22 protein-coding genes are annotated in these 26,209 nt (G+C 45.7%); 4 read left to right on the forward strand and 18 right to left on the reverse strand.

The annotated features are described in order from the left end of the window. Positions 1-2: 2 nt before the first annotated feature. The 14 genes from QUA54_RS07355 to QUA54_RS07420 all read right to left on the reverse strand — a co-directional run bounded on the left by QUA54_RS07355 (position 3) and on the right by QUA54_RS07420 (position 17,579). Positions 3-1,328: a hypothetical protein gene (locus QUA54_RS07355; protein WP_333414009.1), complete on the reverse strand. Its 1,326-nt coding sequence runs from the start codon at positions 1,326-1,328 to the stop codon at positions 3-5. A gap of 13 nt (positions 1,329-1,341) precedes the next feature. Next, the gene (locus QUA54_RS07360) at positions 1,342-2,574 is read right to left on the reverse strand and encodes an SGNH/GDSL hydrolase family protein (protein WP_333414010.1); all 1,233 of its coding nucleotides are present in this window, start codon (positions 2,572-2,574) and stop codon (positions 1,342-1,344) included. A gap of 4 nt (positions 2,575-2,578) precedes the next feature. Next, positions 2,579-2,743, reverse strand: coding sequence for a DUF5989 family protein (locus QUA54_RS07365; protein ID WP_333044816.1), 165 nt, complete (start codon positions 2,741-2,743; stop codon positions 2,579-2,581). Further along, on the reverse strand, positions 2,744-3,160 hold the full coding sequence (locus tag QUA54_RS07370; RefSeq protein ID WP_333414011.1) for an SxtJ family membrane protein: 417 nt from the start codon (positions 3,158-3,160) through the stop codon (positions 2,744-2,746). A gap of 101 nt (positions 3,161-3,261) precedes the next feature. Further along, the gene (locus tag QUA54_RS07375; RefSeq protein WP_333414012.1) at positions 3,262-5,238 is read right to left on the reverse strand and encodes a carbamoyltransferase; all 1,977 of its coding nucleotides are present in this window, start codon (positions 5,236-5,238) and stop codon (positions 3,262-3,264) included. A gap of 168 nt (positions 5,239-5,406) precedes the next feature. Continuing rightward, the gene (locus tag QUA54_RS07380) at positions 5,407-5,892 is read right to left on the reverse strand and encodes a hypothetical protein (protein ID WP_333414013.1); all 486 of its coding nucleotides are present in this window, start codon (positions 5,890-5,892) and stop codon (positions 5,407-5,409) included. Between the two features lie 161 nt (positions 5,893-6,053). Then, complete coding sequence (locus QUA54_RS07385; RefSeq protein ID WP_333414014.1) at positions 6,054-6,974, reverse strand: NAD(+) kinase; 921 nt, start codon at positions 6,972-6,974, stop codon at positions 6,054-6,056. Between the two features lie 402 nt (positions 6,975-7,376). Next, on the reverse strand, positions 7,377-8,957 hold the full coding sequence (locus QUA54_RS07390; protein WP_333414015.1) for a hypothetical protein: 1,581 nt from the start codon (positions 8,955-8,957) through the stop codon (positions 7,377-7,379). Positions 8,958-9,022: 65 nt separating this feature from the next. After that, the gene (locus tag QUA54_RS07395; RefSeq protein WP_333414016.1) at positions 9,023-9,694 is read right to left on the reverse strand and encodes a DUF3226 domain-containing protein; all 672 of its coding nucleotides are present in this window, start codon (positions 9,692-9,694) and stop codon (positions 9,023-9,025) included. Then, positions 9,694-10,812 carry an AAA family ATPase gene (locus QUA54_RS07400; RefSeq protein WP_333414017.1) on the reverse strand — a complete coding sequence of 373 codons (1,119 nt, stop codon included), beginning with the start codon at positions 10,810-10,812 and terminating at the stop codon, positions 9,694-9,696. The genes QUA54_RS07395 and QUA54_RS07400 overlap by 1 nt, the downstream gene beginning before the upstream one ends. Positions 10,813-10,857: 45 nt before the next feature. Next, the gene (cobN, locus tag QUA54_RS07405; RefSeq protein ID WP_333414018.1) at positions 10,858-14,745 is read right to left on the reverse strand and encodes a cobaltochelatase subunit CobN; all 3,888 of its coding nucleotides are present in this window, start codon (positions 14,743-14,745) and stop codon (positions 10,858-10,860) included. Positions 14,746-14,936: 191 nt separating this feature from the next. Beyond that, positions 14,937-15,797, reverse strand: a complete 861-nt coding sequence (locus tag QUA54_RS07410) for an EamA family transporter (protein ID WP_333414019.1) — start codon at positions 15,795-15,797, stop codon at positions 14,937-14,939. Beyond that, positions 15,794-16,531, reverse strand: coding sequence for an ABC transporter ATP-binding protein (locus tag QUA54_RS07415; RefSeq protein WP_333414020.1), 738 nt, complete (start codon positions 16,529-16,531; stop codon positions 15,794-15,796). Before QUA54_RS07415 ends, QUA54_RS07410 begins: the two co-directional genes overlap by 4 nt. A 235-nt stretch (positions 16,532-16,766) precedes the next feature. Beyond that, positions 16,767-17,579, reverse strand: coding sequence for an ABC transporter ATP-binding protein (locus QUA54_RS07420; protein ID WP_333414021.1), 813 nt, complete (start codon positions 17,577-17,579; stop codon positions 16,767-16,769). A gap of 202 nt (positions 17,580-17,781) precedes the next feature. Here QUA54_RS07420 and QUA54_RS07425 point away from each other — a divergent pair, with 202 nt between their 5' ends. Then, positions 17,782-18,555, forward strand: coding sequence for a Uma2 family endonuclease (locus QUA54_RS07425; RefSeq protein WP_333414022.1), 774 nt, complete (start codon positions 17,782-17,784; stop codon positions 18,553-18,555). 72 nt (positions 18,556-18,627) lie between these two features. After that, positions 18,628-20,496 (forward strand): tetratricopeptide repeat protein, encoded by a 1,869-nt coding sequence (locus QUA54_RS07430; RefSeq protein ID WP_333414023.1) that lies wholly within the window; start codon positions 18,628-18,630, stop codon positions 20,494-20,496. An 87-nt stretch (positions 20,497-20,583) separates the two neighbouring features. On the opposite strand, the gene QUA54_RS07435 is transcribed toward QUA54_RS07430, so the two are convergent. Beyond that, the gene (locus QUA54_RS07435; RefSeq protein WP_333414024.1) at positions 20,584-21,219 is read right to left on the reverse strand and encodes a L,D-transpeptidase; all 636 of its coding nucleotides are present in this window, start codon (positions 21,217-21,219) and stop codon (positions 20,584-20,586) included. A 673-nt stretch (positions 21,220-21,892) separates the two neighbouring features. Between QUA54_RS07435 and QUA54_RS07440 the strand changes: the two genes are divergently transcribed. Together QUA54_RS07440 and QUA54_RS07445 are read left to right on the forward strand one after the other, a co-directional pair. Beyond that, positions 21,893-22,387: an autotransporter gene (locus tag QUA54_RS07440; RefSeq protein WP_333414025.1), complete on the forward strand. Its 495-nt coding sequence runs from the start codon at positions 21,893-21,895 to the stop codon at positions 22,385-22,387. A gap of 294 nt (positions 22,388-22,681) precedes the next feature. Next, on the forward strand, positions 22,682-24,028 hold the full coding sequence (locus QUA54_RS07445) for a sorbosone dehydrogenase family protein (protein ID WP_333414026.1): 1,347 nt from the start codon (positions 22,682-22,684) through the stop codon (positions 24,026-24,028). A 211-nt stretch (positions 24,029-24,239) separates the two neighbouring features. On the opposite strand, the gene QUA54_RS07450 is transcribed toward QUA54_RS07445, so the two are convergent. The 3 genes from QUA54_RS07450 to QUA54_RS07460 all read right to left on the reverse strand — a co-directional run bounded on the left by QUA54_RS07450 (position 24,240) and on the right by QUA54_RS07460 (position 26,208). Beyond that, positions 24,240-24,806, reverse strand: a complete 567-nt coding sequence (locus QUA54_RS07450; protein ID WP_333414027.1) for a DUF924 family protein — start codon at positions 24,804-24,806, stop codon at positions 24,240-24,242. Positions 24,807-25,087: 281 nt separating this feature from the next. Beyond that, positions 25,088-25,444, reverse strand: a complete 357-nt coding sequence (locus QUA54_RS07455; RefSeq protein WP_172192017.1) for a peptidoglycan-binding domain-containing protein — start codon at positions 25,442-25,444, stop codon at positions 25,088-25,090. A 125-nt stretch (positions 25,445-25,569) separates the two neighbouring features. Then, entirely contained in the window at positions 25,570-26,208 is a 639-nt protein-coding gene (locus QUA54_RS07460; RefSeq protein WP_333414028.1) for a ThiF family adenylyltransferase, read from the reverse strand. Between the last annotated feature and the right edge of the window lies 1 nt (position 26,209).

Raw genomic sequence — 26,209 nt, forward strand, 5'->3', positions numbered from 1 at the left:
ATCTATTTCGACTTTCTTACTACTTTAATAATGGAACTGGAAACATAGTTGGCTAATACGTCCTCTCCAACTGAATTATAGTGGCAGCAGGCATCTTTGTAAACAGTTTCTTTTGTATTGTCTAAAATATTCACGGCGTTAAAAACATTAACCCCAGCTTTTTGCAAATCATCGACTTTGGACAACAGCACCGGATAACCTTTTTTCACCCCTTCAATGTAAGGACTTTTCTTGTCAATCGCGATTTCGTTTTCCTTGGCGGTAAATGCTCGCTTAGTTGGATAATACTGGTTGGGCTGGATAAAGTGAAAATACTTAATCTTTCTACTTGATAAAATTTGATTCATCCCGATCGACGATTCGTACCACATCGATGCCATTTTGTCAAAAGCAGCGGCATCCTGCAAAACAAAGTCAGCTTTGGGAATGTATACTATACCGCTATTTGCCGTATTTAGGTTGGATTGTGTGACTTGCCGATCGTACTTGACAACTGCTTGCTGGTAATTGTTGACTAATTGTTTCACCTGTAGCGAGGTAACAGCGTGACACAAAGCAAGCTGACAAGTTTGCAATTTGTCAATACCTGCTTTCAATTGTTTTTTGTTTTCGTTAATTTGCACGATCGAACTCATCGCTTCCGGCGATAAGTTGTTGTTGGCTAAACCCGTCAAAGGCTGTATGTGTTGAACGCTGGGCATTCCTACTTCAACTTGGGCTTTATTGTTTAAATTTGACAGTGCTACTTCGTTAAAACCGTCAATATTGATGACTAAATCTAACTCTTGACCCAAAGCCAGAAAATAATTTAAAATTAATAACTGTTGGGGCTGTTTGTAGCCGCCGTTGCCAAAATTTAAAACCACAATTTCGCGATCGGCAAATTCTGGATAACTCTGCAATTTTTTAGACAATCTTTGACTGACATATTCATCTACTGCAAAGTTGTTGGCAACTGAACCGCCAAAAACTCCGATAATAAATTGATTCTTATTGGTTTTAATAAAGGGATATTCGTACAGGGAAAAAAAGCCGTGTTTGTTGACTTTTAACTTTAGTTTTTCATTAGTGAAAGCACCTTGTTTTAGCACGTAGCCAAAAAACGGGTGCAGTCTTTCTACGATAGATTCATCAAGTCTAATTCCGATCCTTTCAATATCTTCTACTACTTTTTCTTTGGTTTTATTTCTGGTATAAAAAAACTGCTTTTGGTTAATAAAATAAAAAGCAAGCGACAAAGCTTCCAGACAGATAAAGGCGATCGCCAAATTAACCGCGATTATAATTAATATATTTTTGCCTTTTTCGAGTGGCGTTGAATCTTTCATGAAATTTGACTGATTACGGTTGTTTTTTGGGGACTTGAGACTGCTTCAAATTTTGGCACAAATTTCGGTTAATCAAGATACTAGCCAGCCGGTGTCCTAGTTCATTCCAGTGACCCCCACAGGGTACAGAATTCTCAAAACCGTGGGCGCAGACTTGATATTTTTCAGTGTAGCCTTGGATCTGTTCGGATAAATTCAGTACCCGAAAACCCTCGCGCGCGCCCAATTTTTCCAGCCGCCTATCGGGATAAAACAAATCCTGAATGTTGTTCTTTCTCATAAAATTTTTTCGCCTCTGCGCCTCCGGTCTAACTTGCATCGGATCGCCGATCGTCACAACCAAGAAATCAGCCTTTTTCTGCACGACTTCATTCCGCATCGTCACAATCAAACCCTCTGTCACCCTCCAAGCCTCTTGCCAAGCTGCATCCTGAGGTTCCTTGAGGTTCAGGGTACTTAATGTGGTAAAATCCCCGGATAACTCCCGTTTTTTCCTATCTAAGTCTACCTTTTTAATGACTTGCAAAATTCGCGAATTGTTGACGATAAAACTGGGCATTCGGTCTACAAAGGAAACTGCTCTTTCGTTGCGGTCGATCGGCGCCAGATTGCGAAAAGACATATCTGCTACTAACTTGCCGCTAGCATCATAAGCAAAAAATGGTCGGTAGCGATCGTATTCCAGTTTGGGAGAATTATTTATCACATCATTGCCAATAAAAAAAGCAAGAATTACAATATCAGGATTGTAATCCCACACTTTTTTTCGCAGCATTATCAATTCTTGAGCAGTACCATAACCCTGCACGCCAAAATTGATTACCTCAACATTTTTGCGTCCCTTAACGGCCTGGCAGTTGCCTAACTTTCGTTCCAGTTTCGACCAGAAAGTTTGTTCGACAGGTACGTGAATTGCCTCGGTGAAAGAATCGCCCAAAACCGCCACACGCAAAGTATTTGGAGGCTTTGCTTTTGTGTGTTCCCTATCGCGCAAGCCCTCGCTATTCACCTGCACAAAACTCGCACCTTCCCCATTCCATTCCCCCGACGCACCCGGTTTCAGCTTCCAGCCCAAATTCGGATCGGAAGTGTGAAAACGAGTTGGCGCCGAGTCTACGAAATCTCCTATTTTTGGATAGCCTTCAATCCCCGCAACTCGCAATCCAACTTCACCAATTATCACCCCCATCAATAAACCGCCGAGTGTCAAACCTATATTGACACCCAAATTCTTCAACTTGCTCATTCTTTCAAAACAGGGTGTAAATAAACGGAGCAATCACAGAACCGTGACTCAATACAATCAAAGCTCCCAAAAAGACTAAAGTCACAATTAACGGCAACAGCCAATACTTTTGGCGTTCTCTCATAAACGCCCACAAATCTTTGATAAAGTCTAATGTTGATTCAAACACTTAGAAAGGACGCTCCATACTAACTTTTGTTCTTGCTTTACTTGGGATGCGGTAAGTATCCATTTTCGGATTGAGTTTTCGCCGCATTGCATCTTCGCCGAAAATGTTTTTGATCACTCCCATCGGCCAAATTATCAGGTAAAAAACTATCCCTAGGACGATCGGCGTTTGGATTTTGTGGAGGATAAGTCCAAACCGCATCCACCCGTGATAAATGGGATTCAGCGATTTCGGCGCAACCAATGCTAGCACGATTAGGACTGCGCCGATTGCCCAGGGCAGCCAAAAGGGCAACCAAGGTATAGAATGTCTCCTCAGTAAAGGTATTAACCCAAACAGCACTGCAATCAGCCCGCCAATTAGCAGCCCGAAATCGCGCAGGCCTTTTTTATCGAGTTTTTTAATTTCGTCGCTCATTAGAAATGGGGAATGGGGAATGGGTTATTCGTTATTTGTTATTAGTTAGTTGTTATTGGTTATTCGCACTCTTCTAATAACCAATAACAACTAACTAATAACTAATCTAGTTCAAATTCATTTTTCCAAGCATCATCTTGTTTCCAAGGAATTTGTTCGGACTTGGGAAGCAAGTAATTTTCCAAAACCAGATAGTCCATTTCGGTTCGCATGAAACAGCGGTAAGCATCTTCTGGAGTGCAAACAATGGGTTCGCCTCGGACGTTGAAAGACGTATTTACCACAATTGAACAGCCCGATCGCTCTTCAAAATGGCTGATTAAGTCATAGTACCGAGGATTGGTTTCTTTGTGAACAGTTTGGATGCGAGCCGAGTAATCGACGTGGGTGACAGCCGGAATTTCCGATCGCGGAATGTTGAGCTTTTCAATGCCAAACAACTGCTCTTGTTCCGGAGTCATCGGAATGCGGAGACTGGACTTGACAGGTGCTACCAATAGCATATAAGGGCTAGAATGGTCAATCTCGAAATAATCCGCAACTCGTTCGGCTAAGATTGACGGCGCAAAAGGTCGAAATGATTCCCGATATTTAATTTTCAGGTTCATCACGGACTGCATTTTAGCACTGCGGGGATCGCCAACGATCGATCGACCGCCCAGAGCCCGCGGCCCAAATTCCATCCGCCCCTGGAACCATCCCACCACATTTCCCTGTTCCAAAATCTCAGCCAACTGCGGCATTAATTCGGCATCGTCCAATCGGTGATAGCTGGCTTTGACAGCATCCAAATATTCAAGAATTTCTGCGTCTGTAAACCTCGGGCCCAAATAAGAGCCGCGCATTTGGTCGTGACAAGTTAAATGAGCAACAGACTTCGCCACAGTTGCCACCGCTTGGTTTGCAGTGAGAACTTCAGTCCTCTCCTCAACCGCTGCGTTTGTAGTGACAAGTTCAGTTTTGAGGGATTCTATACTATTTGCTGTCGAGTTCGCGCTCACAGTGCGAGTTTGTTCGCAATACTGGTACCAAATCGCCAAAGCCGCGCCCAAAGCACCGCCAGCATCTCCCGCCGCCGGCTGAATCCAAATATCTTTGAAAATACCTTCCCGCAAGAGTCTGCCGTTAGCAACGCAGTTGAGAGCAACGCCGCCGGCAAGACAAAGATAATCGACATTCAATTCTTTTTTAACTGTTCTGCAAAGCCGCAAAACAACTTCTTCGGTAACAACTTGAATGGAAGCTGCAATGTCCATTTCTCGCTGAGTCAATTTTCCTTCAGCTTGACGCGGCGGCCCTTCAAACAGTTCGTCAAACTTCTTGTTTGTCATGGTTAAGCCAACTGTATAGTTGAAATAATCCATGTTCAAACGGAAAGTTCCGTCATCTTTGAGGTCGATTAAATAGTTGAGAATTTTGTCTACATACTTGGGTTCGCCGTAAGGAGCTAAACCCATGAGTTTGTATTCGCCAGAGTTGACTTTGAAGCCTGTGTAATAGGTGAAAGCTGAATAAAGCAAACCCAAGGAGTGAGGAAAATCGATTTCCCACTGAGGTGTAAGTTCGTTGCCGTCTCCCAACCAAACCGAGGTTGTTGCCCACTCGCCCACGCCGTCGAGGCACAAAACGGCTGCTTTTTGAAACGGGCTGGGAAAAAATGCCGATGCTGCGTGCGATTGGTGGTGTTCGGTAAATAGCAGAGATGGCAGTTTATTCGTTTTGCAGTTTGCTATTGCTGCCAGATCTCTTTTGAGCATGGTTTTGAGGTAAAGCTTTTCTTTGAGCCATATCGGCATGGCGGTTACGAAAGAGCGAAAACCTTGGGGTGCGTAGGCTAAATAAGTTTCGAGAAGGCGCTCGAATTTGACTAAAGGTTTGTCGTAAAAGACTATGCGATCGAGTTCCCGCAAATCTATGTTCGCTTCTTTCAAGCAATAAGCGATCGCATTCTTGGGAAATCTGGCGTCGTGCTTTTTGCGGGAAAATCTTTCTTCCTGCGCTGCGGCTATAATTTCTCCGTCGCGAATTAAGGCTGCGGCGCTGTCGTGATAGTACGCCGAGATTCCAAGTATGTTCATTCGTCTCCTCACAAATCGCAATGCGTTTGTATCTGACTATTTAGAATAGCTATCGATTATAGCTGCTTAAGTGCTGATTGGGAATTGAGTTTTCCGATCGCCTCTAATTTTACCTGGATCGATCCCCGTGCGCCACCCTGGGCCGATCGGCTGTTTGAGAGCATCAAGCTAGCGCCGGCCAATCCTGCGCCCCCAAGCTCTGAAGTAAGTTGCCACCGGGAATTGATAAAATTCACCGATCAACCACAGCACAATGCCTAAATGGGACAAAAAAGCTAAGCCTGTCCAAGCTGCGGGCAGCCACGACAACCGGCTGCCGGGAACCGGGGGAAAATAGTAACTTGAAAGTCCCAGCAAGGTAGTGGGAAGGAAAATTAGACCGATCGCTGCTGCAAAATAGGGCCATCCGAATTCTACGCCTTCGAGGTGGGCTCCTATCCACCGTTTGCCGTTCCAGTGCCATGTTACGGGCGGTTGGCGATCGGCCATTTGGAGCGATTGTCTTTCAACGCTTGCGGTATAAATGTGCTGGCAGAAGTTGCAAGCTAGGGCGTCCATCATCGGCATGGTGGAAATTTGACCGGTGCGGCACACGGGACAGGGATATGTATCTTGAGGGTTGAAAGGTCGGGTTGATTTTTTGAAAGTCAGCATAGATCAGGCTGTTTGTCAAGATATTGAGCGATCTTAACAGAGTACAGAAATTGTGCGTTGGCTGAGTGCGGTTTTTGTATCTAGATTGTTGGTGATGTCAGAGGTTTTTTGACGCTTGCGGGCCCCACGGATTAATGCAGTTTCACGGTGGATGATGCGGATTAATTGCGGTGATTGTTGCTGTACCGAATTCTGGCTCCTGCCCAGTGAAGTTTTTCCCTCAAAGTGCCGTAATAAGAATAGTTTTCCCGCAAAATAATAAACTTGGCTTCGCAGTCTGCCCTGCGCACGTCTACGCGCTGTCCCGGCCAAATTGCAGTCCCCAAAACGCCGTCTGTCCAGAGTTTGGTACTGAGTTCGTAATCTGCTAAAGGCCAAATGCTGACGACTGAACCGGGCGGGAGTACGATCGCCCGACTGGATAAACTCAAAGGGCAAATCGGAGTAACTGCGATCGCGTCCATTCCCGAGTGCATAATCGGCCCGTTGGCAGATGCGGTGTAGCAAGTCGAACCGGTGGGAGTTGCCACAATTAAACCGTCGCCTTGATATTGATCGACTACTTCGCCGTCAACTTCCATTTCTAGAATACAGCTCGGCATTCGATCGGCTGAAGCAGGTTTGATACACATTTCATTGAGTGCCAAAAATCGCTCGCTTTCCGGTTCGAGATTAGTTCTGTTTCCTTCAAAAACTGCCGCCTGCAACATCATCCGCTTCTGCACGGCATACTTGTCTTCCGAAAGTCTGTCCCAAATCTCCTCAGTATTTTGGAAATCCTCAAAAGACTCGGTTAAAAAACCCAGATGTCCCCCCACATTCGCTGCCAAAATCGGGATGCCGTCAGCAGCTAAATTCCGGGCCGCAGCTAGGGCCGTACCGTCGCCGCCCAGCACCACAGCTAAATCAATTGGGCTGTTACTAGAAGCTAAAAACACCGGATACGGGTTATCTTTCGGGCCGCTCGGGCCCATTAAAACGTCACACCCGCGACTTTCTAATTGGCGGGCACACTGTTCTGCCCACCGCTGGCTGAGGGTATCTCTGGCTTTGTGGGCAATAATTACTTGTTTTAGTTGCACAACCTATCGATTTTAGATTTTAGATTTTGGATTTTCGATTGTTAGATTTTAGAGTGAGTTCACAATCTATCGATTTTAGATTTTAGATTTTGGATTTTCGATTGTTAGATTTTAGAGTGAGTTCACAATCTATCGATTTTGGATTTTTGATTCTTAGATTTTAGGCTCAGTGAAAGATCTTAAAATGTTCGATCGCACAAATTGGTTTTGGACATCAGGTTAGATTTTAAACTATTTTTGAGCATTGCGAGGCAGAGGCTGCGGATCTGCGTTACCAGGATTTGCCTGGTAAAAAGAAAGCCGGGAATAAGAAATATTATTATGACTGCATTTCCACATCTTCCTTCTTCCTTGTTCCTGACATCAGTTACATCCGTTACATAATCCGTTGCCGAACTTCCTTCATCCGTCGCTGCGCCTGGATTTGGGCCGCGGCCAGATAATGCTGGAATCTGCCGCGAGTAGGCGAGAAACTGCGATCGCCCCAAAGCGGTTGAGGTGGCTGGGGTCAAAAAAATAGTCGTTGCGGCCAGGCCACCGCTGCGATAAGTCGCGGAAAGCGAAGCCTTTTTGCCGCGAGAGTTGGTTCATTCGCTGCCGGAACTGCTGTTCTGCCCGCAGACGAGTTCCATCTAAGTAGTCGTCGGTGAGGGGCAAATTGACGAAAATCAGGGGAATTTTGCGAGCTTTGGTAAATGCTACAACTGAATTAAAGGCTGTTGCTTGTTTGCCTCCGAGGTTGAAGTTTTCGTAGTCGCGATCGTACTGGCCTGAAACGTAAGCGCGTTCTCGATAATAAGTGTTGGGATTGTAACGGCTAGATATAGGCATGAATCCGTTGGAGTCGATCGAATCTGCCAATTCGCTGACTTGCCTCATTGCTACTGTTGTCGGCTGCCAGACTGGAATCAATTCTGCTTTTTGAGTTGCTGCATTCGCTGCGATCGGTTTTAACTGATATCTTGCAGCATTCTCAGCAACGGGCAAGATGCCCACCCCACGAGACATGAATTTGATTGCGGGGTGGGCATCTTGCCCGCCCCTGAAAGGTCGATCGACAGATGCCCGTGCTCTGCGGAAAGTGTTGTTAGGGCAGGGCTGCGGGAATCTGTAACACTGGGGAATCACATTCGGTTCATCGAACTCCAGTTCGGGGCGAACGCCTGCGGCTAAAAGTTGGCTGCCTTCAGAATCGACGATCGAATTAAAAGTGCGATCGTCCCGGCCGCTGTTAAACCCCCGCACACCATCCGCCCAGACAATCATTTGAGGCAAATGATCCGGCTTCAAAAGCCGCCGCAGTTGAAAGTCAACTACTTGTGCAGTTGCGCCGTTGACTGAAAAGTTAAATACTTTTAAGCCCGGACGGCCATTTTGGGCCAAAGATTGTTTTAGCTGTTTGGGATCGACGCCCTGCAATGCGCGGGAACTGCCGACGATCAAAACGTCAGGCGGCCCGACGGCAGCAACGTAGGATAAGTACAGTTCTAGCTTTTCGTCGAGCAAATCGCTGCTGAAGCTGACTGTACTGGCTTGCGATCCGTTTGCGCCCGCTTGCTGTTGGGAATAAACGAGGTTTTTCATGTACTCGATTACTTTTTTCTCCGCAAACGCGCGTTTGGGACTGCCTGGGGGAACCGCTTGCATCCAGGCAACGGCTTGCACCCACAGGGTGGCTACTTCGTCCCAGTCTTGTTTTGAATTGGCTGATTGAGCTAAATTAGAAGCTTGGGTGGCGAAGTTAACTGACTCCGTGAAGGCATCGTTTTGAGGGCATGAAGCAGCGCTGAGGGATTTTTGGGTTAGATTGGCGTTTTTAGCTAACAGAGACGTTGGCGACTGCGCTAGGACTGGGGATTCGATCGAACCCGATGTCGCTGCGGTGTTGGGCGGCTTCGTTGACGAACATCCCAAAGTTAAGGCTAGCAAGGCGGTTGCGGCGCAGGTACGTTTGAGGATGCTAGCAATGTAGCGGCGAATCATAAAGCTTTCAGCGATCGCGAAACATTACTAGATATTACTAATGATCCGGCGGATCGAGCAATTAGCTAAAACAGATGTTTTAACCATTCAATAAAAATTAAGGCGATCGGGCAATCGCACCTGAGCACCTGCGCTGTTATTGCTTGTCCCATCGGCATTGCAGGCGTTTTCTGCCATGCCAGCCAAGTGTGGATTAGCGCTTTGGGATGATGAGTTAAAGTGTAGCGGTTAAGTCCGGCTTGTTCGATCTCTTGTAAAATTGCTTCTGCTTTCGGATGCAGGGTGTCGCCAGGAGGGATGAGATAGGCGACAAAATCTTCTAACATTCCAGGAAGTTGATTGTTTGGCATCAACCAAACTCCGACGCGAGGCAAGTATGGATCTGAAGGCGCGCAAACCCAGCCTTCGGGAGGGGAAGATTGCGGGATGTCTCGATAGCCGATCGAACTCAGTTTATCTTTAATAGATTGCCACCGCCCACTTAAATTGCGATCGGCATCAACCACAATTCCCAACGTGCGTAAATCCTCTGCTTTCAATCTTTCTGGTAAGCCTTTTAGCAGCGCTTCAACTCCTTCTGTACCTCCTTCTCTACCTTCTTCTTGCGGTACTTCGACGGAAAATGTTTCTGGCAGTTGATATTGCTGGCACAAAGCCCAGATTACGTGTCGGTCATTCTTACCTTCTACCAATAACTGTTGAGGTTTTGATTGAGGAGGTTTTCGTGCTTTTGGCATCAGCGCACCTCGATACTTTGGCGCACTGCAACGGACAATTCATCGGGAGTGTATTCAACTGCACGAATATCCTCACCGCGCCGACTCAAGCGAAATAATTTGCCAACAGAACTATCTTCTGACTGTTCTAAGGCTTCTTGAAATGCGGCTATACAATCCCAACTGTGGGTAGTTGCAAAGACTTGAACGTTCAATCGCTGTGCGGTTTCAAATATCAATCGCCACATATCAGTTTGCGTTTGATAGTAAAGACCTGTATCAATTTCATCAACCAACAAAAACCCATTCTCTGATGAGACGGCTACCATTGCTATACTAAGAATTCGTTGCATACCATCTCCCATACTGCCTAGAGGAATTGGGTGATTCTGTCCTCTAATTTTAATCAAAATACCACTGTTATTAGTGGGATTACTGGTAAAACTAATACGTTCTACATCTGGTTCTAAGAGTTGCATTGCTGCTACTACGCTTTCTTCTTTTGGTGTCAGTGTAATAGCATCCCAAAGCCCAGCCATTTTGTTAAAAGTTATTGCCGTAGTTTTGATTAAATTATAATTATCTTTGCTGGCTCCAACAAGCGACAAAGAGTTATCATTTATCTCTGTTGATTGAACAGAAAGTAAACTACTAATATTAGCAATAGTCGCATCGCGCAGCAGTGAAATTTTGACTTGGGAATTTTGATTGTAGTAAGCAATTAATTCCCATGCTAAAAAGCTTGTTTCTAGTTCTTCAGCTACCGGAATTACCACTTGTTGGTTTGTAGGGGTTGCTTGGATTTTGAGTGAGAGTTGTTCTTCTTTCTGGGATTGAATATAAATACTTCTATCTGGGGTTAGTTGATGTCCGTAAAAAATATGTTCAAATTGATACTTGCTCCGGTTTACTGCTTGACCCGATGCAAGTTTAGTTTTTATGTTGCTCATTTCGCCGCGACTATTTAGTACATCAAACACAGCTTGAATATTCTGTTGTTGGACTAATAAATAAATGGCTTCCAAAAAAGTAGTTTTACCGCTATTGTTCTGACCCACTATCAGATTAACCCTAGCTTGATCGTTGATATGAAAATCTTTAAAACAGCGATAATTTTGGATGGTGAGATCGCGCAACATGGATTCCTCGCATATTAACTATATTCTATCATTTCTCGGTTCAGACTAGAAACCAGTATGGGATTCGATGACGGCTTCGGCTTGCAGGGCGATCGATCTCAATTTATCCAATGTATCCTGGTTCGCACTCTGCCATAACCCCCGCTGACGAGCTTCTAGCAATCTTTCCGCCATATCTCGCAGTGCCCAAGGATTGTTTTCTTGAATAAATGTCTGTACTTTCTCATCAAAAATGTAAGCCTCTGCGATTCCTTCATACATAAAATCCTCTACACAATTTGCCGTAGCATCGTAAGCAAACAAAAAATCAACAGTTGCTGCAATTTCAAAAGCACCTTTATAACCGTGGCGCATCGCACCTTCTATCCATTTCGGATTCACAGCCCTGCTGCGATAAACCCGCGCAATTTCTTCTCTCAATTGCCGCACTTTCGGATTTTCAGGAATTGAATTATCTCCGAAATAGGTTTCAGGATTTTTGCCTTGCAAATTGCGAATTGCGGCAGCCATTCCGCCTTGGAATTGATAATAATCATCGGAATCGAGGATGTCGTGTTCGCGGTTGTCTTGGTTTTGCAGAACTATTTGCATTTGGCCGAGGCGTTTTTCAAATGCTTCGGGTGCAGAACATCCCCATTCACTCTGTTTAACTCCTGCTACATCTCCCGGCAAATTTGAGGAACTAGAGGAGGTATAGGCGTAACTGCTCCAATTAATGTAAGCTTTTGCTAAATCGCTGTCGTCTGTCCAGTTTTGAGCTTCAATTATACCTTGAAGTCCTGCGCCGTAAGCACCGGGTTTTGAGCCAAACACTCGAAATTGCGATCGCCCTTGCGCATCTTCCTGACTCAAACCTGTAGATTCCCAATACTGAATCTCTGTTTTAACTTGTGCTGCTAAAGGGTTGTTTTCTGCCGATTCGTCTAAATCTGCCACCGCTTTTACCGCACTGTCAAACAAATCAATTAAATTAAAAAAAGCATCGCGGAAAAAGCCAGAAATTCGCAAAGTAACATCCACGCGCGGCCGTCCCAAAACAGAAACTGGCAAGATTTCAAAATCTACAACCCGGCGCGAAGGGCCATCCCAAACTGGTTGAACTCCTATCAGTGCCAAGGCTTCGGCGATATCGTCTCCCCCCGTTCGCATGGTGGATGTTCCCCAAACTGACAAACCCAAAGTTTTCGGATATTCGCCGTTTTCTTGGGTGTATCTTTCGATTAAAGTTTCAGCAGCAACTCTGCCAACTCTCCAGGCGGTTTCTGTGGGAATGGCGCGGATATCTACTGAGTAAAAATTGCGACCTGTGGGCAATACATCTGGTCTGCCGCGAGTGGGTGCGCCGGATGCACCGCTTGGTATGTGCCGCCCATCTAGTCCGCGCAAAAGGTTGGTAATTTCTTGGTTGGTTTGGAGGAGGGAAGGTAAAAGATAGTTCTTTATCCAGTCTAATTCTTGTTTTGTTGCTTCTCCGATTTGGCTAGTTTTAACCCCAGATGAACGCGGATAAACGCGGATGTTTTCGATTAAATTATCTACTAATTCAGCGGCTTTTTCTTCGAGTTCTGCTGTTAAATCGCCCGCTGTGCGGTGCTGAATAATCGATGTCGGATCGGCCGTTAACGGGTCGAAGTCTAGGTCTAAATCCTTAGCTAGGGCGCGGGTTATGCCCGATCGCCCGTTGGTGGGATGGCGGGCGATCGCAATTATCAAATCTCTCAACTGTCTACCTTCGGGACACTGCCCGAAAATGTGCAATCCGTCGCGGATTTGGGATTCTTTGAGTTCGCAAAGATAGCCGTCTGTGCGGGTAATAAATTCGGTAAATTCCGATTTATTTAGTTGTATTCCTAAGTCTTTGTCTAAGTTTTCTTTGTTGGTGAGGGCGAGAATGCGATCGCGAATCATCGGTAATCTGGACGGATCTAAACTTTGGGCTTCGCAATATTCGTCGATTAAGGTTTCCAACTGCTGCAAAGGCCCGTAGAGTTCGGCGCGAGTCATCGGCGGTGTCAAGTGGTCGATAATCACAGCTTGCGATCGTCTTTTTGCTTGGGAACCTTCCCCCGGATCGTTGACAATGAACGGATAAAAATTCGGCATCGCGCCTAATGCTACTTCTGGATAACATTTGTTAGACAATGCTATACTTTTACCGGGAAGCCATTCTAAATTGCCGTGTTTTCCAGCATGAATTATAGCGTCAATTCCCAATTTTTCTCGCAGCCAGTAATAGTAAGCTAGATAATTATGAGTTGGTTCTAAGTCTGGGGCGTGATAATTTAACGCGGGGTCAAGTTCATATCCGCGCGATGGTTGAATTCCTACAAATACATTACCGAACTGAATCCCTGGAATCGGAAAGTAGGGACACGGCATTGCCGTGTCCCTACCTTGTGTATGACCTTCCGCCGATCCCCATCTTTGACAAATTCCATCCTGTACTTCCTGCGGCAAACTAGCAAAATATTCTTCATATTCGGCCAAATCCAAAGATTGATGAACAGGCCGCAATTCGCGTCCTTCCGGGTCATTTGTTACGCCAGAAGTTAACAGTTCAATTAACTCGTTGCCGCTAGCAGGGATGCTTTCAATTTGATAGCCAGCTTGCTGCATAGCTTTGAGGATTTCGACACAGCTAGCGGGCGTATCTAAGCCGACGCCGTTGGCTAAGCGGGCGTTGCGAGTGGGGTAATTTGCTAGAATTATGGCGATGCGTCTGTTAGCGGCTGGGGTTTGTTTCATTTTCACCCAATTAGCGGTTAAATCTGCTACAAATTGAATGCGATCGCCCGCTGCTACATAGCCTACTACATCTGTTTCTAATCCGCTGTTCCAAGTCTGTACGGCTTTAAAAGAAACAGCCCTAGTAATGATTTTTCCGTCTACTTCCGGCAATGCTACATTCATCGCCACATCGCGGGGCGAAAGTCCCTGAAGTTCCGTTTCCCACTGTTGCAAACCGCCGCCGCTGAAGATTGCTTGCAATACGGGAACGTCTAAGGATTTTAAGCTATTTTGTTCCGGTTCTTGACTGCTGAAACCGGAGATTGCAAAACTTGTGGTGTTGAGCAATAATTGAATTGGTTCTGATTCTTTTGGTTGAAAATATTCCAGCAATTCTATTTGCAAATTGGGTTCCCGCAGAGAAGACACAAAGACGGGAACTGGTACTAAGTTTCGCTCTAATAGAGCTTGACAAAGTGCATCAATGGGTGCTAAATTTCCTGATAAATAATGAGCGCGATAAAATAAAATTCCCACCTTAGCTATAGTTGGTAAATTTAATAAATTATTGGGTAACTTATTTTGTATTGTGGAGCAGGCATCTTGCCTGCTATCTTCTTGTAAGGGCAGGCAAGATGCCTGCCCCACAAGATTTGTCCAATCATAAATTCCGACGCGGGAAACTGTTTGAGGGACGGGCGGATTATAAGCAGTTTTCAAGCAAGTATCGGCGGCAAATTTTAGTGCGTTAACAAAGTTTTGGACTCCGCCTTCTGTGAAATAGCGCCACAGTTGATTGACTGCTGATAGCGATACATTTGAATGGCTGATTAAATCTGGGTCGGGACTGTCTTCTCCCGGCATTACAATCAGTGATGCGTTAGTTTTCTGCACAGTTTCCCGCAGAATTTCTAACCCGTAAGACCAATAAGAACGCCCTCCTAACAGTCTTAAGATTATGACCTCTGCGCGTTCTAAAACTTCCTCGGCATAGGTGTCAATTGTTAGTTGTTGCTGCAACTGAAGCAGGTTTACTGCGCGCACTTTGGGAAATTTTGCCGGCATTTTGGATGCGGCGGCTGCGAGAGTTTGAATGTCGGTGTCAGCAGCACTAATAAATACTATTGGTGCTGGAGTTTGCTGAATAAAAATTACTCCTTCTGCTTGAGGGTTCCAACCTCCGGGTGTGGCGGCGATTTTGTGCATTAATTTTTTTATGTTAATAAATAGTGAGAGAAAATGCGATCGCCTTTACTATAACATGACTTATACATAAATAGAGGCTAGGGCGTGTTTCCCAACCCCGACCTTCCCGCCCAACCGAGAGAGGGCGGGCACGGGGGCACCGCCCCTACATTCGGGGAGAGAACGAGCGTCAAAGTCCCGGAAATCTCAATCTATAAACTGATAAATAAAACTCCCAAAATCATGATTCCGGCCCCTAATAATCTTTCTTTAATATCTTTCTCCTTAAAAATGAAATGACCTAACAATACACCCATTAACACGCTAGTACGCTTAATCGCGATCACTCGCACTACGAAAGTTAATGTCAAAGCTTGCATTTGGAAAATTACTCCAGTAGCATTGATAAACCCCATAGCAGCTAGCATTGGTAGTTGTTTGAGAATTTTGTGCCCTGGATTTGGCGTTTTGTGCAATAAAACTGGCAGTAGCAAAACACTCATGGTACCAAACAAAGAGAATACCCAAAAAATAGGGTAGGAATTTGTAACTCCTATTTTGTCAAAATTTCCGGCAATACTCCAGAGAAATGCGACGATTAACATCAATTTTGGTCCTGGTTCATCCAGCAGTGCTTTGAATGGGGCTAAATATCCTTTAGATTTCTCTTTGATATTTAATAAATAAGAGCCTGCTACGATTAGCAAAATTCCAATATAATCAAAAAACTTGGGATATTCACCGACAATTAACGGTGAAGTTACCAACATGAATAATGGTGTTAAAGCCAGCAGCGGTACTGTCAGGGATAAATCTGATAATTTGAGGGCTTTGATGTAGAGGAGTGCTGTGACAGCGTTGATACTACCTCCGATTAATAGGGCGAGCCAAAATTGAGAGTTTAATGGCGGAATTCCTGTATATAATACCCAGGGAATCAAAAAGATGACTGAAAAAAATGAGAGAGACCAAGCTACAACATATTCGTCACTTTTTTTGAGGTTTTGTTTGCCAAAAACGTCTTTGACGGCTTCAAAGAAAGCGGTCAAGATTCCAAAAATTAACCAAGTCAACCTAAATATGCGCTCCTGACTCGCTCGTCGTTTAGCAAATCCGTTCCAATACCTGTGAGGGTAATATTACCAGCTTCTAGTACGTAACCCCGATCGGCAATTTGCAGTGCTAAACTGGCGTTTTGTTCGACTAAGAGGATTGTAACGCCTGTGGAACGGAGGTTTTGAATGATTGCGAAAATCTCTTTGACGATCGCGGGTGCTAAGCCTAAACTAGGCTCGTCTAATAATAGCAGTTTCGGGCGGCTCATCAGCGCACGGGCGATCGCCAGCATTTGCTGTTCCCCACCGCTGAGGGTTCCTGCTAGCTGGCGGCGTCTTTCTGCTAAGCGCGGAAATATCTCAAATTGGCGCTCTAAATCGGCTTTTACGGCCGCCGAGTCCGATCGAATATATGCCCCTAATTCTAAGTTAGTCAACACCGTTTGCTGCGCCAAAACGCGCCTCCCTTCTGGACTGTGAGCGATTCCCAATTTCACAACTTCGTGAGCTTGACGGCGGGTAATATCGCGCCCGGTATAAATAATTTGTCCTTGGTTTATATTAACTATTTTGGAAATAGCCCTGAGTGTGGTACTTTTTCCCGCACCATTAGCGCCGATGAGACTGACAACCTCCCCCGCATTCACGGTTAAATTAATATTTCGCAGGGCTTGAATCCCTCCGTAATTTACACAAATATTCTTTAGTTCCAAGAGGATATTTTGCGCTGCTTCGGGTGGGGTATGTTGCATTTTGTGTGACTTAATTCTTGATAAAAAAATGTCTTTTTTCCAGTAGTTCGTGAGTCAGTCAGTCCGCGATTCCGCCAGGGGTTTCAACCCCAGGTTCATAGCTGAAGTCCTATGAAGGCGGGCAGATACATTTAGGACTAACTATTATTCTTAGTCCGCGCACCCTCCGGACTTTGTGTGTGCAGACACGATTTCCAATTATGCGGTGACTCAAGATGACATAATTTCAATTTATCTAAGTTTCATCTCCCAAATAAGCCTCAATCACCGCCGGGTCATTTCTCACAACAGCAGGCTCGCCCAAGGCAATAAGCTGACCGAAATGCAAGACGGCAATGCGATCGCACAATCCCATAACTAGCGGTACATGATGCTCGATCAATATTACAGTTAAATTGAATTGTTGGCGCACTTCTCGGATAAATTCGCTTAATTTGTGCTTTTCATTGGGATTCATCCCCGCAGCAGGTTCATCTAACAAGAGTATTTGCGGTTCTAGGGCTAAAGCGCGGGCAATTTCTAAGCGCCTCTGGTCGCCGTAGGGTAAGTTTTTGGCTTGTTCGCCCGCGCGATCGCCCAATCCGACTAAATCCAACAATTCTAAGGCTTTCCGCTGGGTTTTGCGTTCCATTGCGTTTGAGGCTGGCAAGCCGAAAATCCCCGCCAGCACCGACAAAACTGGATTGCCCGATCGACTGTGGATGTGTCGGGCGATCGCCACATTTTCCACAGCAGAAAGTTCCCCAAATAACCGGATATTTTGAAAAGTTCTGGCAATACCTTTATTAGCAATTTGATAAGGCTTCAATTGGGAAATATTTTCATTTTGATAAACCAGAGTGCCACTAGAGGCAGGTATCAGTCCAGTCATTACATTAAATAGAGTGGTCTTGCCAGCGCCGTTAGGGCCGATTAATCCAAAAATTTCGTGTTTTTGAACTGTAAAAGATACATCGTTTACAGCAATTAAACCGCCAAAGCTACGAGTTAATCCTTGTGCTTCTAAGATGGGATTGCTTTTTGAGAGGGGATTGCTGTTTAAAATCACAAAAAACTAGAGAATATCGGCAATCTAATTATGCCTCAGATTGGGATTTAAATAAATAGCATCGCGCTCTCAAATCAATTACTCATTACCAATTACCGCTTATTAATTACCAGGCATCTAGCTGATTCAACGGAAAACCGCTATAATATTTCAATTGCCGTACCGCTTCAATCTCCTCAAGCCGTCTAGCCCGGGTAATCTTATGACGATGTACGTACCGGATTCGCAGCCTTCGCAAACAAAAGTCCTCCCTACGATGTATGATTTACCCAGTGAAGACCCGGAGGAACCCGGTTTGCCTGACGAATTTCACGAATTTCAACCCGAACTGCTGCGTCTAACCTGCCGCCCCGCCAACCATCCGCCAGAACAAATATTTATAGCGACAGACCTCAATCTCTACTACGATTCTAACCATTTCAATTGGTACAAAAGACCTGATTGGTTTGTCGTATTGGGGGCTCCGAGATTTTATCGAGGTGACGAATTGCGCCTCAGCTACGTGATGTGGCAAGAAAATGTCAGTCCTCTGGTAGTAGTGGAACTGGTGTCACCTGGGACTGAAGATGAGGATTTAGGAATCACAGAAGAAACACCAAATAAACCGCCTACTAAGTGGCGAGTTTACGAAGAGATTTTGCAGATTCCTTACTACTTTGTTTTCAGTCGGTACAACAATCAACTGAGAGTATTTCGTTTGATTGGCAATCGTTACCGCGAACAAGTTTTAACCGAGCCGCGCTTCTGGATACCGGAATTAGAATTAGGTATAGGTTTGTGGGAAGGTTGTTATCAAGGTTGTTCGAGGTTGTGGCTGCGTTGGTACGATGTCAGTGGCGATTGGGTTCTGACTCCAGAGGAGTTTGAAAGGCAGCGAGCAGAATTAGAAAGTCAGCGAGCAGAATTAGAAAGTCAGCGAGCAAATCGATTAGCCGATCGCCTCAGAGCAATGGGCATTAATCCAGAGGAGCTGTAAAATTAAATAGCAGCATGAAATGGTGCAAGCTGCAAGCGCTGTCCATAAAAAGTTATTAACTAAAAATAAATTATGCCAGAATCTACCTCATTGCGCGATCGCTACTTAGCCCTAATCGACAAAATTGTCGAAATGACCCTCAAAGGTCAAATTCGCTCTAAAGAACAAGTCTATCAAATGCTGGTGCAAGACATTGGCACCGGTACCGGCGAAATCTTTGAACGCTGTTTCGGCGAACGCCTTGATGCCGCAGAAAATCAACTCAGAAATGAGAAAGACGAAATCAAACAAGCAAAGGCAAATCGTACCCTCCGAGCTCTCAAAACCATCCAAGGAGAATGGGAACGCTGGCAGAAAGATAACCGGGTAGATCGCGAAATTGCATCCTCAATCCAACAAATCCTTACCGCCGAATCTAGCGGCCGCCTCCTGGCATTGTTGCAAGTAATCGATCCCAATAAAGAACATCCGTTAACTCTGGCTCAATTGCAGCAATTGGCAAAATCTCTGCACCAACAAATGCTGCAAACTGCCAATCCCGAAACCGAGCGAGATTTGCAGCAAATCACCGCCGGTATTGCCAAAGGTTTAGAATCTTGGCAGCGGTTGGAACCGGAACTCGTCGGCTGGATTTATCAGCCGCAGCAGCTAGGATTTGCCGGTAGTCCCGAACAAAATGGGCCTTGGGCTTTTTGGGCAAAAAAAGTTAATAGTCCCTTTCCCCAGGATCTTTTGAATACTATTGCGCTGGGTGAATCGGTTGTTCAATTCGCAGCCAAGCAATCGAATTTAGAGTTAGGCGGATTGGTGGAATTAGCGATTATATTGCAGTGCTTGCAGCGGGCGTTAGCGATATGGTTTGACAAGCAAGTTTACGATTCCAAAGTGTCAACAAAAGCTTCAATTTCTACTTACATTACTTTTGCTGTAATTTGGAGTCAGCTAGCTAGTGGGTTTAATAATTCTACCAAGAGCGGGGAACAGTTGGCAAATGCTTGTTTTCAAGTAACTTTGCAAATTTTGCGCGCTTTTTCTCAGCGAGAATATTTTCCGCTTTACGGCGGAATTTTTGCTTCCTTTGATGGTAAAGCTCTGCGCCATACTTTGGATTATTTAGACGAACCGCTGCGGCGAGTTGAAGGCACTCAAGCGAAAGCTCGGATTCTGACGCTTCTGGGTTATTCGATGCAGGCGGCTGGGGCCTACGAGCGATCGATCTTGCTGCACAAGCAAGCGCTGGAAATTGCCCGCATGGAAGGAGACAAAGCTTGCGAAGTTGCCAATCTCAATCACATCAGCCGCAACTATGTTGCTCAAAAAAATTATCAAGAAGCGATTAATTACAGCCAGCGGGCTTTAATTATGGCACGACAAACGGGAGAACGACAAGGCGAGGCAAATGCCCTGGCTAATTTGGGTTACAGCGAAGTGTTTCAAGCGCGGCAGTTGGAGGAGGTGGAACCGGAGGTTTATGAGAGTGCGATCGGTTATTTGGAACAAGGTTTGTTGCTATCGGAAAAATTGGGAGACAGGCAAAGTCAAGCTTTTTGTTCCAGCAGTCTCGGTATCGCTAAAATTGCCCTGGAAAATGCTGAAGGTGCGATCGAATATTTGCTAAAAGGTTGGCAAGCTGCCCAGTTTTCGGGCGACTTGTATTTGCAAGGTCTGAATTTGGCTTACTTGGCTCAAGCTTATTACAGAATCAACGCACTAGAACAAGCGATATTCGCTGGGAGTTTGGCGATGTATACTTTGGAGCAAATTGGGGCGGCGGAGTGGCGCCAATCGGCTGGTTTGCTGATGATTTTGCGGGGTCAAATGGGGGCAGAATCTTTTAAAGAATCTTTGGCTAGAAGTCGAGCAAACATCATTCCGGCGATCGGTGTTGACGGCTACGATTACATCCCGGAGTTGCTGGAAAAATACCAGCAATCTATCTAATATCAAAATCGCTCGGCGGTTTCAATCCCCGGGAATTAGTGTTTTTATGGTGAGATGATGTTTTTATGCACCCCAACCTCCTAATAATTAATGCTCAACTATCACCGGCGTTCCAACTGCGACTTTCTCAAATAAAGCCTGTGCGTCTTTATCAAACATTCTGACGCAGCCGTGAGAAGCCGCCCCGCCGATCGACTCTGGATTCGGAGTACCGTGAAAACCAATCACATTCTTGCCATCCGTCCAAAACCCCATCCACCTACTCCCTAATGGATTGTCCGGCCCAGCAGGAATAAGTTCTCCTGTCCAAGGATTTTGCCAAACTGGATCTTTGATCATTTGGATAACTTTAAAATTGCCTGTAGGAGTTTCCCAGCCGCCTTTTCCGACAGCAACCGGAAAACTGGCTTGCACCTTATCTTGTCGGTAAAGATAGACGCGGCGTTCTCGCAATTTCAGCACTAAACGCACTTCTTCAATTGGAGTTACCGGAGGTTTGGGTTCCTGTGGAATATGCCGAAATGGTTCTCCCAATGGCGGCAATTCTGGTGCTCCGAGATTCGGCAATTTGCGATCGGACTTGACCGACTCCGCTGCGATCGCACTATAACTTGAATTAGGCATCAGTTCGGCAGTCGCCTGCTGCTGTAGGGCGACCGACAGCGCCGCTGCACTCAAGCTCAGCACAATTAGCTGGTTAAATAAAAATTTCCTGTTCACCATTTTTTTGTTCGCTACACTCCTCACCAGCAGTTCCTACAAAGTTCCTATGTAATTATCCGCAAACTGCACCCGCTCACTAAAGTTTTGAGATGGCTTTTTCACTGCCAATGCTACGCATTTTTTAGCTTATATTCCACAACTGATAACTTGTAACTCAATACAAAGCTTAGACAATAATACCAAAAAAACTGGGTTTATATAAGGGGATCAGTGGAGATCTGTGAGAGATTTTCGTGAAAAAACCCGGTTTATGCGTAAATTATGCAAGAAAACGATCAAATTTTACCTCCGACTAATTTGATTTTTTAGCAATGGCCGGCTGGCGATCGAGAATTGAAACTATGGGGCTGCTGCATCCAGGAAGCACAATCTGTCTTTTGGGAGATTTGCCCGCCCAGCAGTAACAGTTAGGTTGGCTTAAAACAACTGCAACGCTCGATCGAACAAACTCAATATATCACGCCAACACTCTAGAGTTGCGAACCGCTGAACTTGTTGTAAACCGGGAACTTATAATGTATAATTTAGTCTTTTAATACTTGTTCGATAATCTTTTTTTGAGATTGTCATAAATTTCCTACTCTGGGGATTAAACTAGATAAGGTCTAGAGGTTGGGACTTTCGCGCAGCGGAAGCAAACCCGACCCTCAATAGCAGTTAATGTGAGGTTTCAATGCGTCTTCAGAAAATCAAATTATTGACAGGTGCAACCCTGTCCGTGCTAATTTCGGCCGTTTCCGTGCATCCTGCGATGGCTAACCCTGCAACTGAAATAGCCCAAACGCAGACCACCACAACAGCAAACACTCGAACCATTATCGGTTTTGTCAAAAGTATTGTCGGCGACGTAGTAACAATTCGCGAAGAAAACGCGCCGTACAGGACTCTCAGGATTCAAAGATGCGTCCTGAGAATTATTGGCCTCGTACCGGGAATGAAAGTCAGAGCCACCGTCGCCGGATCTCAGATACAAAATATCGCGGTGATCCCCGATTATGACGTGGTAGCCACAACGGTTGTTCGTCCCCCAACCCCAGCACCGGCACCGCGTCCGGCCCCAGCACCGGTACCGCGTCCGGCTCCGATTCCGCGTCCGGCTCCGGCTCCGATTCCGGCTCCCCGTCCGATTCCGGCTCCGGCTCCGGCTCCTGTGAGAGGACTTTGGTAGAGCTAGGTTATACCATTTTAGATTTTCGATTAGAGAATTGCGAACGATCAAAAGCAATTCGCAAGCCACCGGATTTATCAGTGGGGTCGCTTTCTTCAATCTAAAATCTAAAATCTAAAATCTAAAATCTATTGACTGATGAAGCTCAAGGTTTGGATCGCGGGCCTACAGTTGCATTCTTTTTTGCAACTGGTATGAGTACGCAAAATTAAGCCACCGCGTGCGCGGTGGCTTCGCTGTTTAATAACAGTTAGAATAATAGAATTGTCCAGCAATTGTTGAGAAATAGCTGCTATGTATTACCTGCGTTTCTTGCTGCTAATTCTGCTGCTGCCGCTGATTGCGTGCGATCGGGCTACAGATGCGATCGCCCCTGCTGTTAGCGGCAACGGCCCCCTGTCGCAAATTCCCTCCCCTGCACCGCTGACAAAGGTTGGGACAAGTCAAATTGTACCGACCAAACCGCTTTCGCCACAGCCAATCCGCATTGTTGCAACTTCTTTGCCGCAGCCTTTCGCCAGCGAAAGCGCCTCGAAATCCCCTCAAGTAGTACCGATTCCCGCATCGCCAGTGCTGCGAGTGCCTCCTGGCTTTGTCGTCAACGTTTTTGCTGAGAATGTAGACGCTCCCCGATGGCTGGCTTTGACGCCCACAGGCGATGTTTTGGTAACAGAAACCCGGCAGAATCGGATTACGCTGCTGCGGGATGGCAACGGCGACGGCGTTGCTGAGGTTCGCAAAACTTTTGCAAGTACCCAAAACGGGTTAAATATTCCCTTTGGCATGGCTTTTGCCGATCGCTATTTTTTCCTCGGAAATACCGATGAAGTCCGCCGATTTCCCTACACAAAAGGGCAGGAACAATTGACAGGTAGCGGTCAAAAAATTGCCGATTTACCGGGCGGCGGCTATAACCAACACTGGACGCGGAATGTTGTCGTTTCCCCAGATAATAGCAAGCTTTTCGTATCAGTTGGATCGCAGTCTAATGCAAATGTCGAACCGCTGCCGAGGGCGTCTGTTCAAGTGATGAATTTGGACGGCAAGAACCCGCAAATTTTTGCTTCCGGTTTGCGAAATCCGGTGGGATTGGATTTTCACCCAAAAACCAATCAACTCTACGCGACAATCAACGAACGCGACGGTTTGGGAGATGATTTGGTGCCGGATTACTTGACAAGAATTCGTCAAGGGGAATTTTACGGCTGGCCTTACGCTTATTTTAAGCCGAATTTGCTCGACCCGCGCCACGTCCGAAACGGTACGAGCGAGCGACCTGATTTAGCGGCTAAAACATTAATGCCGGACGTGCTGTTTCAGGCGCATTCGGCGGCTTTGGGGCTTCAGTTTTACGACGGCAAAACGTTTCCCAAAAGATTCCTGAACGGGGCGTTTGTGGCGTTTCGCGGCAGTTGGAACCGGAACTCTGGAACTGGTTATAAAATTGTGTTTGTACCTTTTAATGCGGCGAACGGACGCCCTCAAGGTTATTATGAGGATTTTCTAACTGGTTTTCTGACAGATCCGTCGGGCCCGAAAACTTGGGGGCGGCCTGTTGGTTTGCTGGTTTTACCTGACGGGAGTTTGCTGTTTACTGAGGAAGCGAATAACCGGATTTATCGGGTGCAGTATCGGGGGTGACGATTGGGCGATCGATAAATTCTTCACCCTCGTATACTTTTTGTTGAATCAAGAATTTATCTTCTTTTCTAATTTCACTATTCAATTTGAGATGCGTTGGGTTGCAGCGGGTTTGGTAGAGAGATTGTCTGCTGTTGGTTGTGATTGCGGCCTAAAACTGCCTCTACAAGCCTCGAATATATCAGAACGATCGAGGTTTTGCGATCGCGCTTTAAAATCCCGAACCGGGTTGTCTAAGAAACTCTGCTTCTTCCGGGGTTGTTTCGCGTCCTAGAATTTGATTGCGGTGGGGAAATCTCCCAAAACGCTCGATTATTTTCAAATGCTGCTGCGCGTATTCAATGAGTGAATCGCTGTCAGGTTCGCCGCTGAGTTGGCGAAATAGTTCCACTGATTTTTGCTGGTTTTCTAAGTTTTCGCTGTGTTGAAAAGGGAGATAAATAAACAATTTTTGTACAGTCAGCAATTCGCGATCGAAGTTGTGATTAACAGCGTATTCGGCGGTGGCTAAAGCTTTGCTGTCTGTGGCGAATGCTTGAGGTGTTCCGCGAAACATATTGCGCGGAAATTGATCGAGCAGTAGAATTAATGCTAGGCAGTTTTCGGGGGAATCTTGCCATGAGTCGAGTTGATCGGAGGCGGCTAGTTCGTAGTGCGACAGAAAGCGCGATCGCACTTCTGCATCAAAATCCGCATTTTTTTCAAACCACTTCTTTTGGACTTTGCCAAACTCAGGAGAGTGCGATCGACCGAACCAAAAATCTAAAACTTCATTCATTACCAATCTAGTTAGCCATTGATTCTTGATGGCAATTTAGGTATCTGTAGTTGCACAAAATCTACTTTATGTGCAACTACAAATCCAGGGATTAATTATTACCAAAGATGACTCCACCCAAACACAGGTACTTGCTTTCCGAGGCGATCGAGGGTCGAGAAAAAAAATTAGATTACAGAGTTTAAGCTTCCAGATTCATCTGTTATCGAGTAAATCTAAAATCTAAAATCTAAAATCTAAAATCGACTGACTTAGGAACCTTTGTTGTCCGGTGCTTCAAGTTACGAACTAGCAAACAGTCTGTCCCAAGTTTTGCCTCCCACAACTCCGTCTACAGGAATATGAGCTTGCCGCTGAAATCTTTTCACTGCATTTTCGGTTGTCGGACCGAAAACGCCATCAATTACGATCGGGTGTGGGGACAAGCCCCGCGCGTTCAACAACTTTTGCAGTTTCTTCACATCGTGCCCTTTCGAGCCGCATTTTAAAATCCTTTTATGGTGTCTCACCTCTGGTCTATGGCAATCATTAGTGTGGCAAACTGCGTCGCCCGCTGCATAGTTGGCTCCATTTGCGCCAGTCAAAACTAATAGACCGAGAATTGCTAGTACAAAATAAAAAGTCTGCGATCCTGCCATACTTTCCCTGTTAAATTTTCAAGCGTTTTTTGCAAGTTTGACGATTGTTTGAGAGTGAGAAACCGGGTTTCTGGGATGGACACATCCAATCTCGACCGGGTTTCTGGCAACAGTCAACCGACATTCTACAATATAAGTGGCTTAACGGCAAAATCTCCGATCGTGCAAGTTAAATTTTGTTGCTCTTGGGTAGCAGCAAAGGTAACAATTACTTCGCAGGCAACTGCAACTGTCAGCATTACCAAGTTTCTAGCCAGCGGGTAATCGCAAACGTCATCATTCGCCGCTGAAGGAACCCGATAGTGTTGGTTCCAAATTATTTCGGAGTAATCGGCAGCTAATCCGACGTGCACGCAAGGAAGGGAGACACTGGCACAGTAATCCTTGACTGCTTGTCGGCCGATACTGTTATCAAAAGTATCGATGACTGTGGCGCTGTTGGCCAGCAGCCGATCGGCATTTGCAGGCGTCAATTCTTTTGAGTGAGCGTCAATGCTGACTCCCAAAGCACGGTAGAGGTTGTTGGCGAGAATTTTGGCTTTGAATGCGCCGATGTCCGATCGATAATAGGGTTGAGTGGAAAGGTTGCGTTCTTCGATGCGATCGCGATCGATGACTTTTAACTGACAAAAGCCCGATCGCGCCAGACTTTCTGTTATATTCGCACCCAAAGCGCCCGCGCCGCACACCGTTACCGGGAAATTTTTTACCAGCGACATCACTGCGGCACTTCTGTAAAGTTGTTCGTGAAAAAATATACTCATG

The organism is Microcoleus sp. MOSTC5, assembly GCF_036701825.1.
In the GTDB taxonomy this organism is placed as follows: domain Bacteria; phylum Cyanobacteriota; class Cyanobacteriia; order Cyanobacteriales; family Microcoleaceae; genus Microcoleus; species Microcoleus asticus.

Bases quoted from the DNA above. Each gene is read 5' to 3' on its own strand.
- QUA54_RS07355 (WP_333414009.1), bottom strand. From the start codon at position 1,328: ATGAAAGATTCAACGCCACTCGAAAAAGGCAAAAATATATTAATTATA.
- QUA54_RS07425 (WP_333414022.1), top strand. From the start codon at position 17,782: ATGACGATGTACGTACCGGATTCGCAGCCTTCGCAAACAAAAGTCCTC.
- QUA54_RS07430 (WP_333414023.1), top strand. From the start codon at position 18,628: ATGCCAGAATCTACCTCATTGCGCGATCGCTACTTAGCCCTAATCGAC.
- QUA54_RS07360 (WP_333414010.1), bottom strand. From the start codon at position 2,574: ATGAGCAAGTTGAAGAATTTGGGTGTCAATATAGGTTTGACACTCGGC.
- QUA54_RS07395 (WP_333414016.1), bottom strand. From the start codon at position 9,694: ATGCCAAAAGCACGAAAACCTCCTCAATCAAAACCTCAACAGTTATTG.
- cobN (WP_333414018.1), bottom strand. From the start codon at position 14,745: ATGCACAAAATCGCCGCCACACCCGGAGGTTGGAACCCTCAAGCAGAA.
- QUA54_RS07435 (WP_333414024.1), bottom strand. From the start codon at position 21,219: ATGGTGAACAGGAAATTTTTATTTAACCAGCTAATTGTGCTGAGCTTG.
- QUA54_RS07440 (WP_333414025.1), top strand. From the start codon at position 21,893: ATGCGTCTTCAGAAAATCAAATTATTGACAGGTGCAACCCTGTCCGTG.
- QUA54_RS07380 (WP_333414013.1), bottom strand. From the start codon at position 5,892: ATGCTGACTTTCAAAAAATCAACCCGACCTTTCAACCCTCAAGATACA.
- QUA54_RS07415 (WP_333414020.1), bottom strand. From the start codon at position 16,531: ATGCAACATACCCCACCCGAAGCAGCGCAAAATATCCTCTTGGAACTA.
- QUA54_RS07375 (WP_333414012.1), bottom strand. From the start codon at position 5,238: ATGAACATACTTGGAATCTCGGCGTACTATCACGACAGCGCCGCAGCC.
- QUA54_RS07400 (WP_333414017.1), bottom strand. From the start codon at position 10,812: ATGTTGCGCGATCTCACCATCCAAAATTATCGCTGTTTTAAAGATTTT.
- QUA54_RS07460 (WP_333414028.1), bottom strand. From the start codon at position 26,208: ATGAGTATATTTTTTCACGAACAACTTTACAGAAGTGCCGCAGTGATG.
- QUA54_RS07390 (WP_333414015.1), bottom strand. From the start codon at position 8,957: ATGATTCGCCGCTACATTGCTAGCATCCTCAAACGTACCTGCGCCGCA.
- QUA54_RS07445 (WP_333414026.1), top strand. From the start codon at position 22,682: ATGTATTACCTGCGTTTCTTGCTGCTAATTCTGCTGCTGCCGCTGATT.
- QUA54_RS07455 (WP_172192017.1), bottom strand. From the start codon at position 25,444: ATGGCAGGATCGCAGACTTTTTATTTTGTACTAGCAATTCTCGGTCTA.
- QUA54_RS07450 (WP_333414027.1), bottom strand. From the start codon at position 24,806: ATGAATGAAGTTTTAGATTTTTGGTTCGGTCGATCGCACTCTCCTGAG.
- QUA54_RS07370 (WP_333414011.1), bottom strand. From the start codon at position 3,160: ATGAGCGACGAAATTAAAAAACTCGATAAAAAAGGCCTGCGCGATTTC.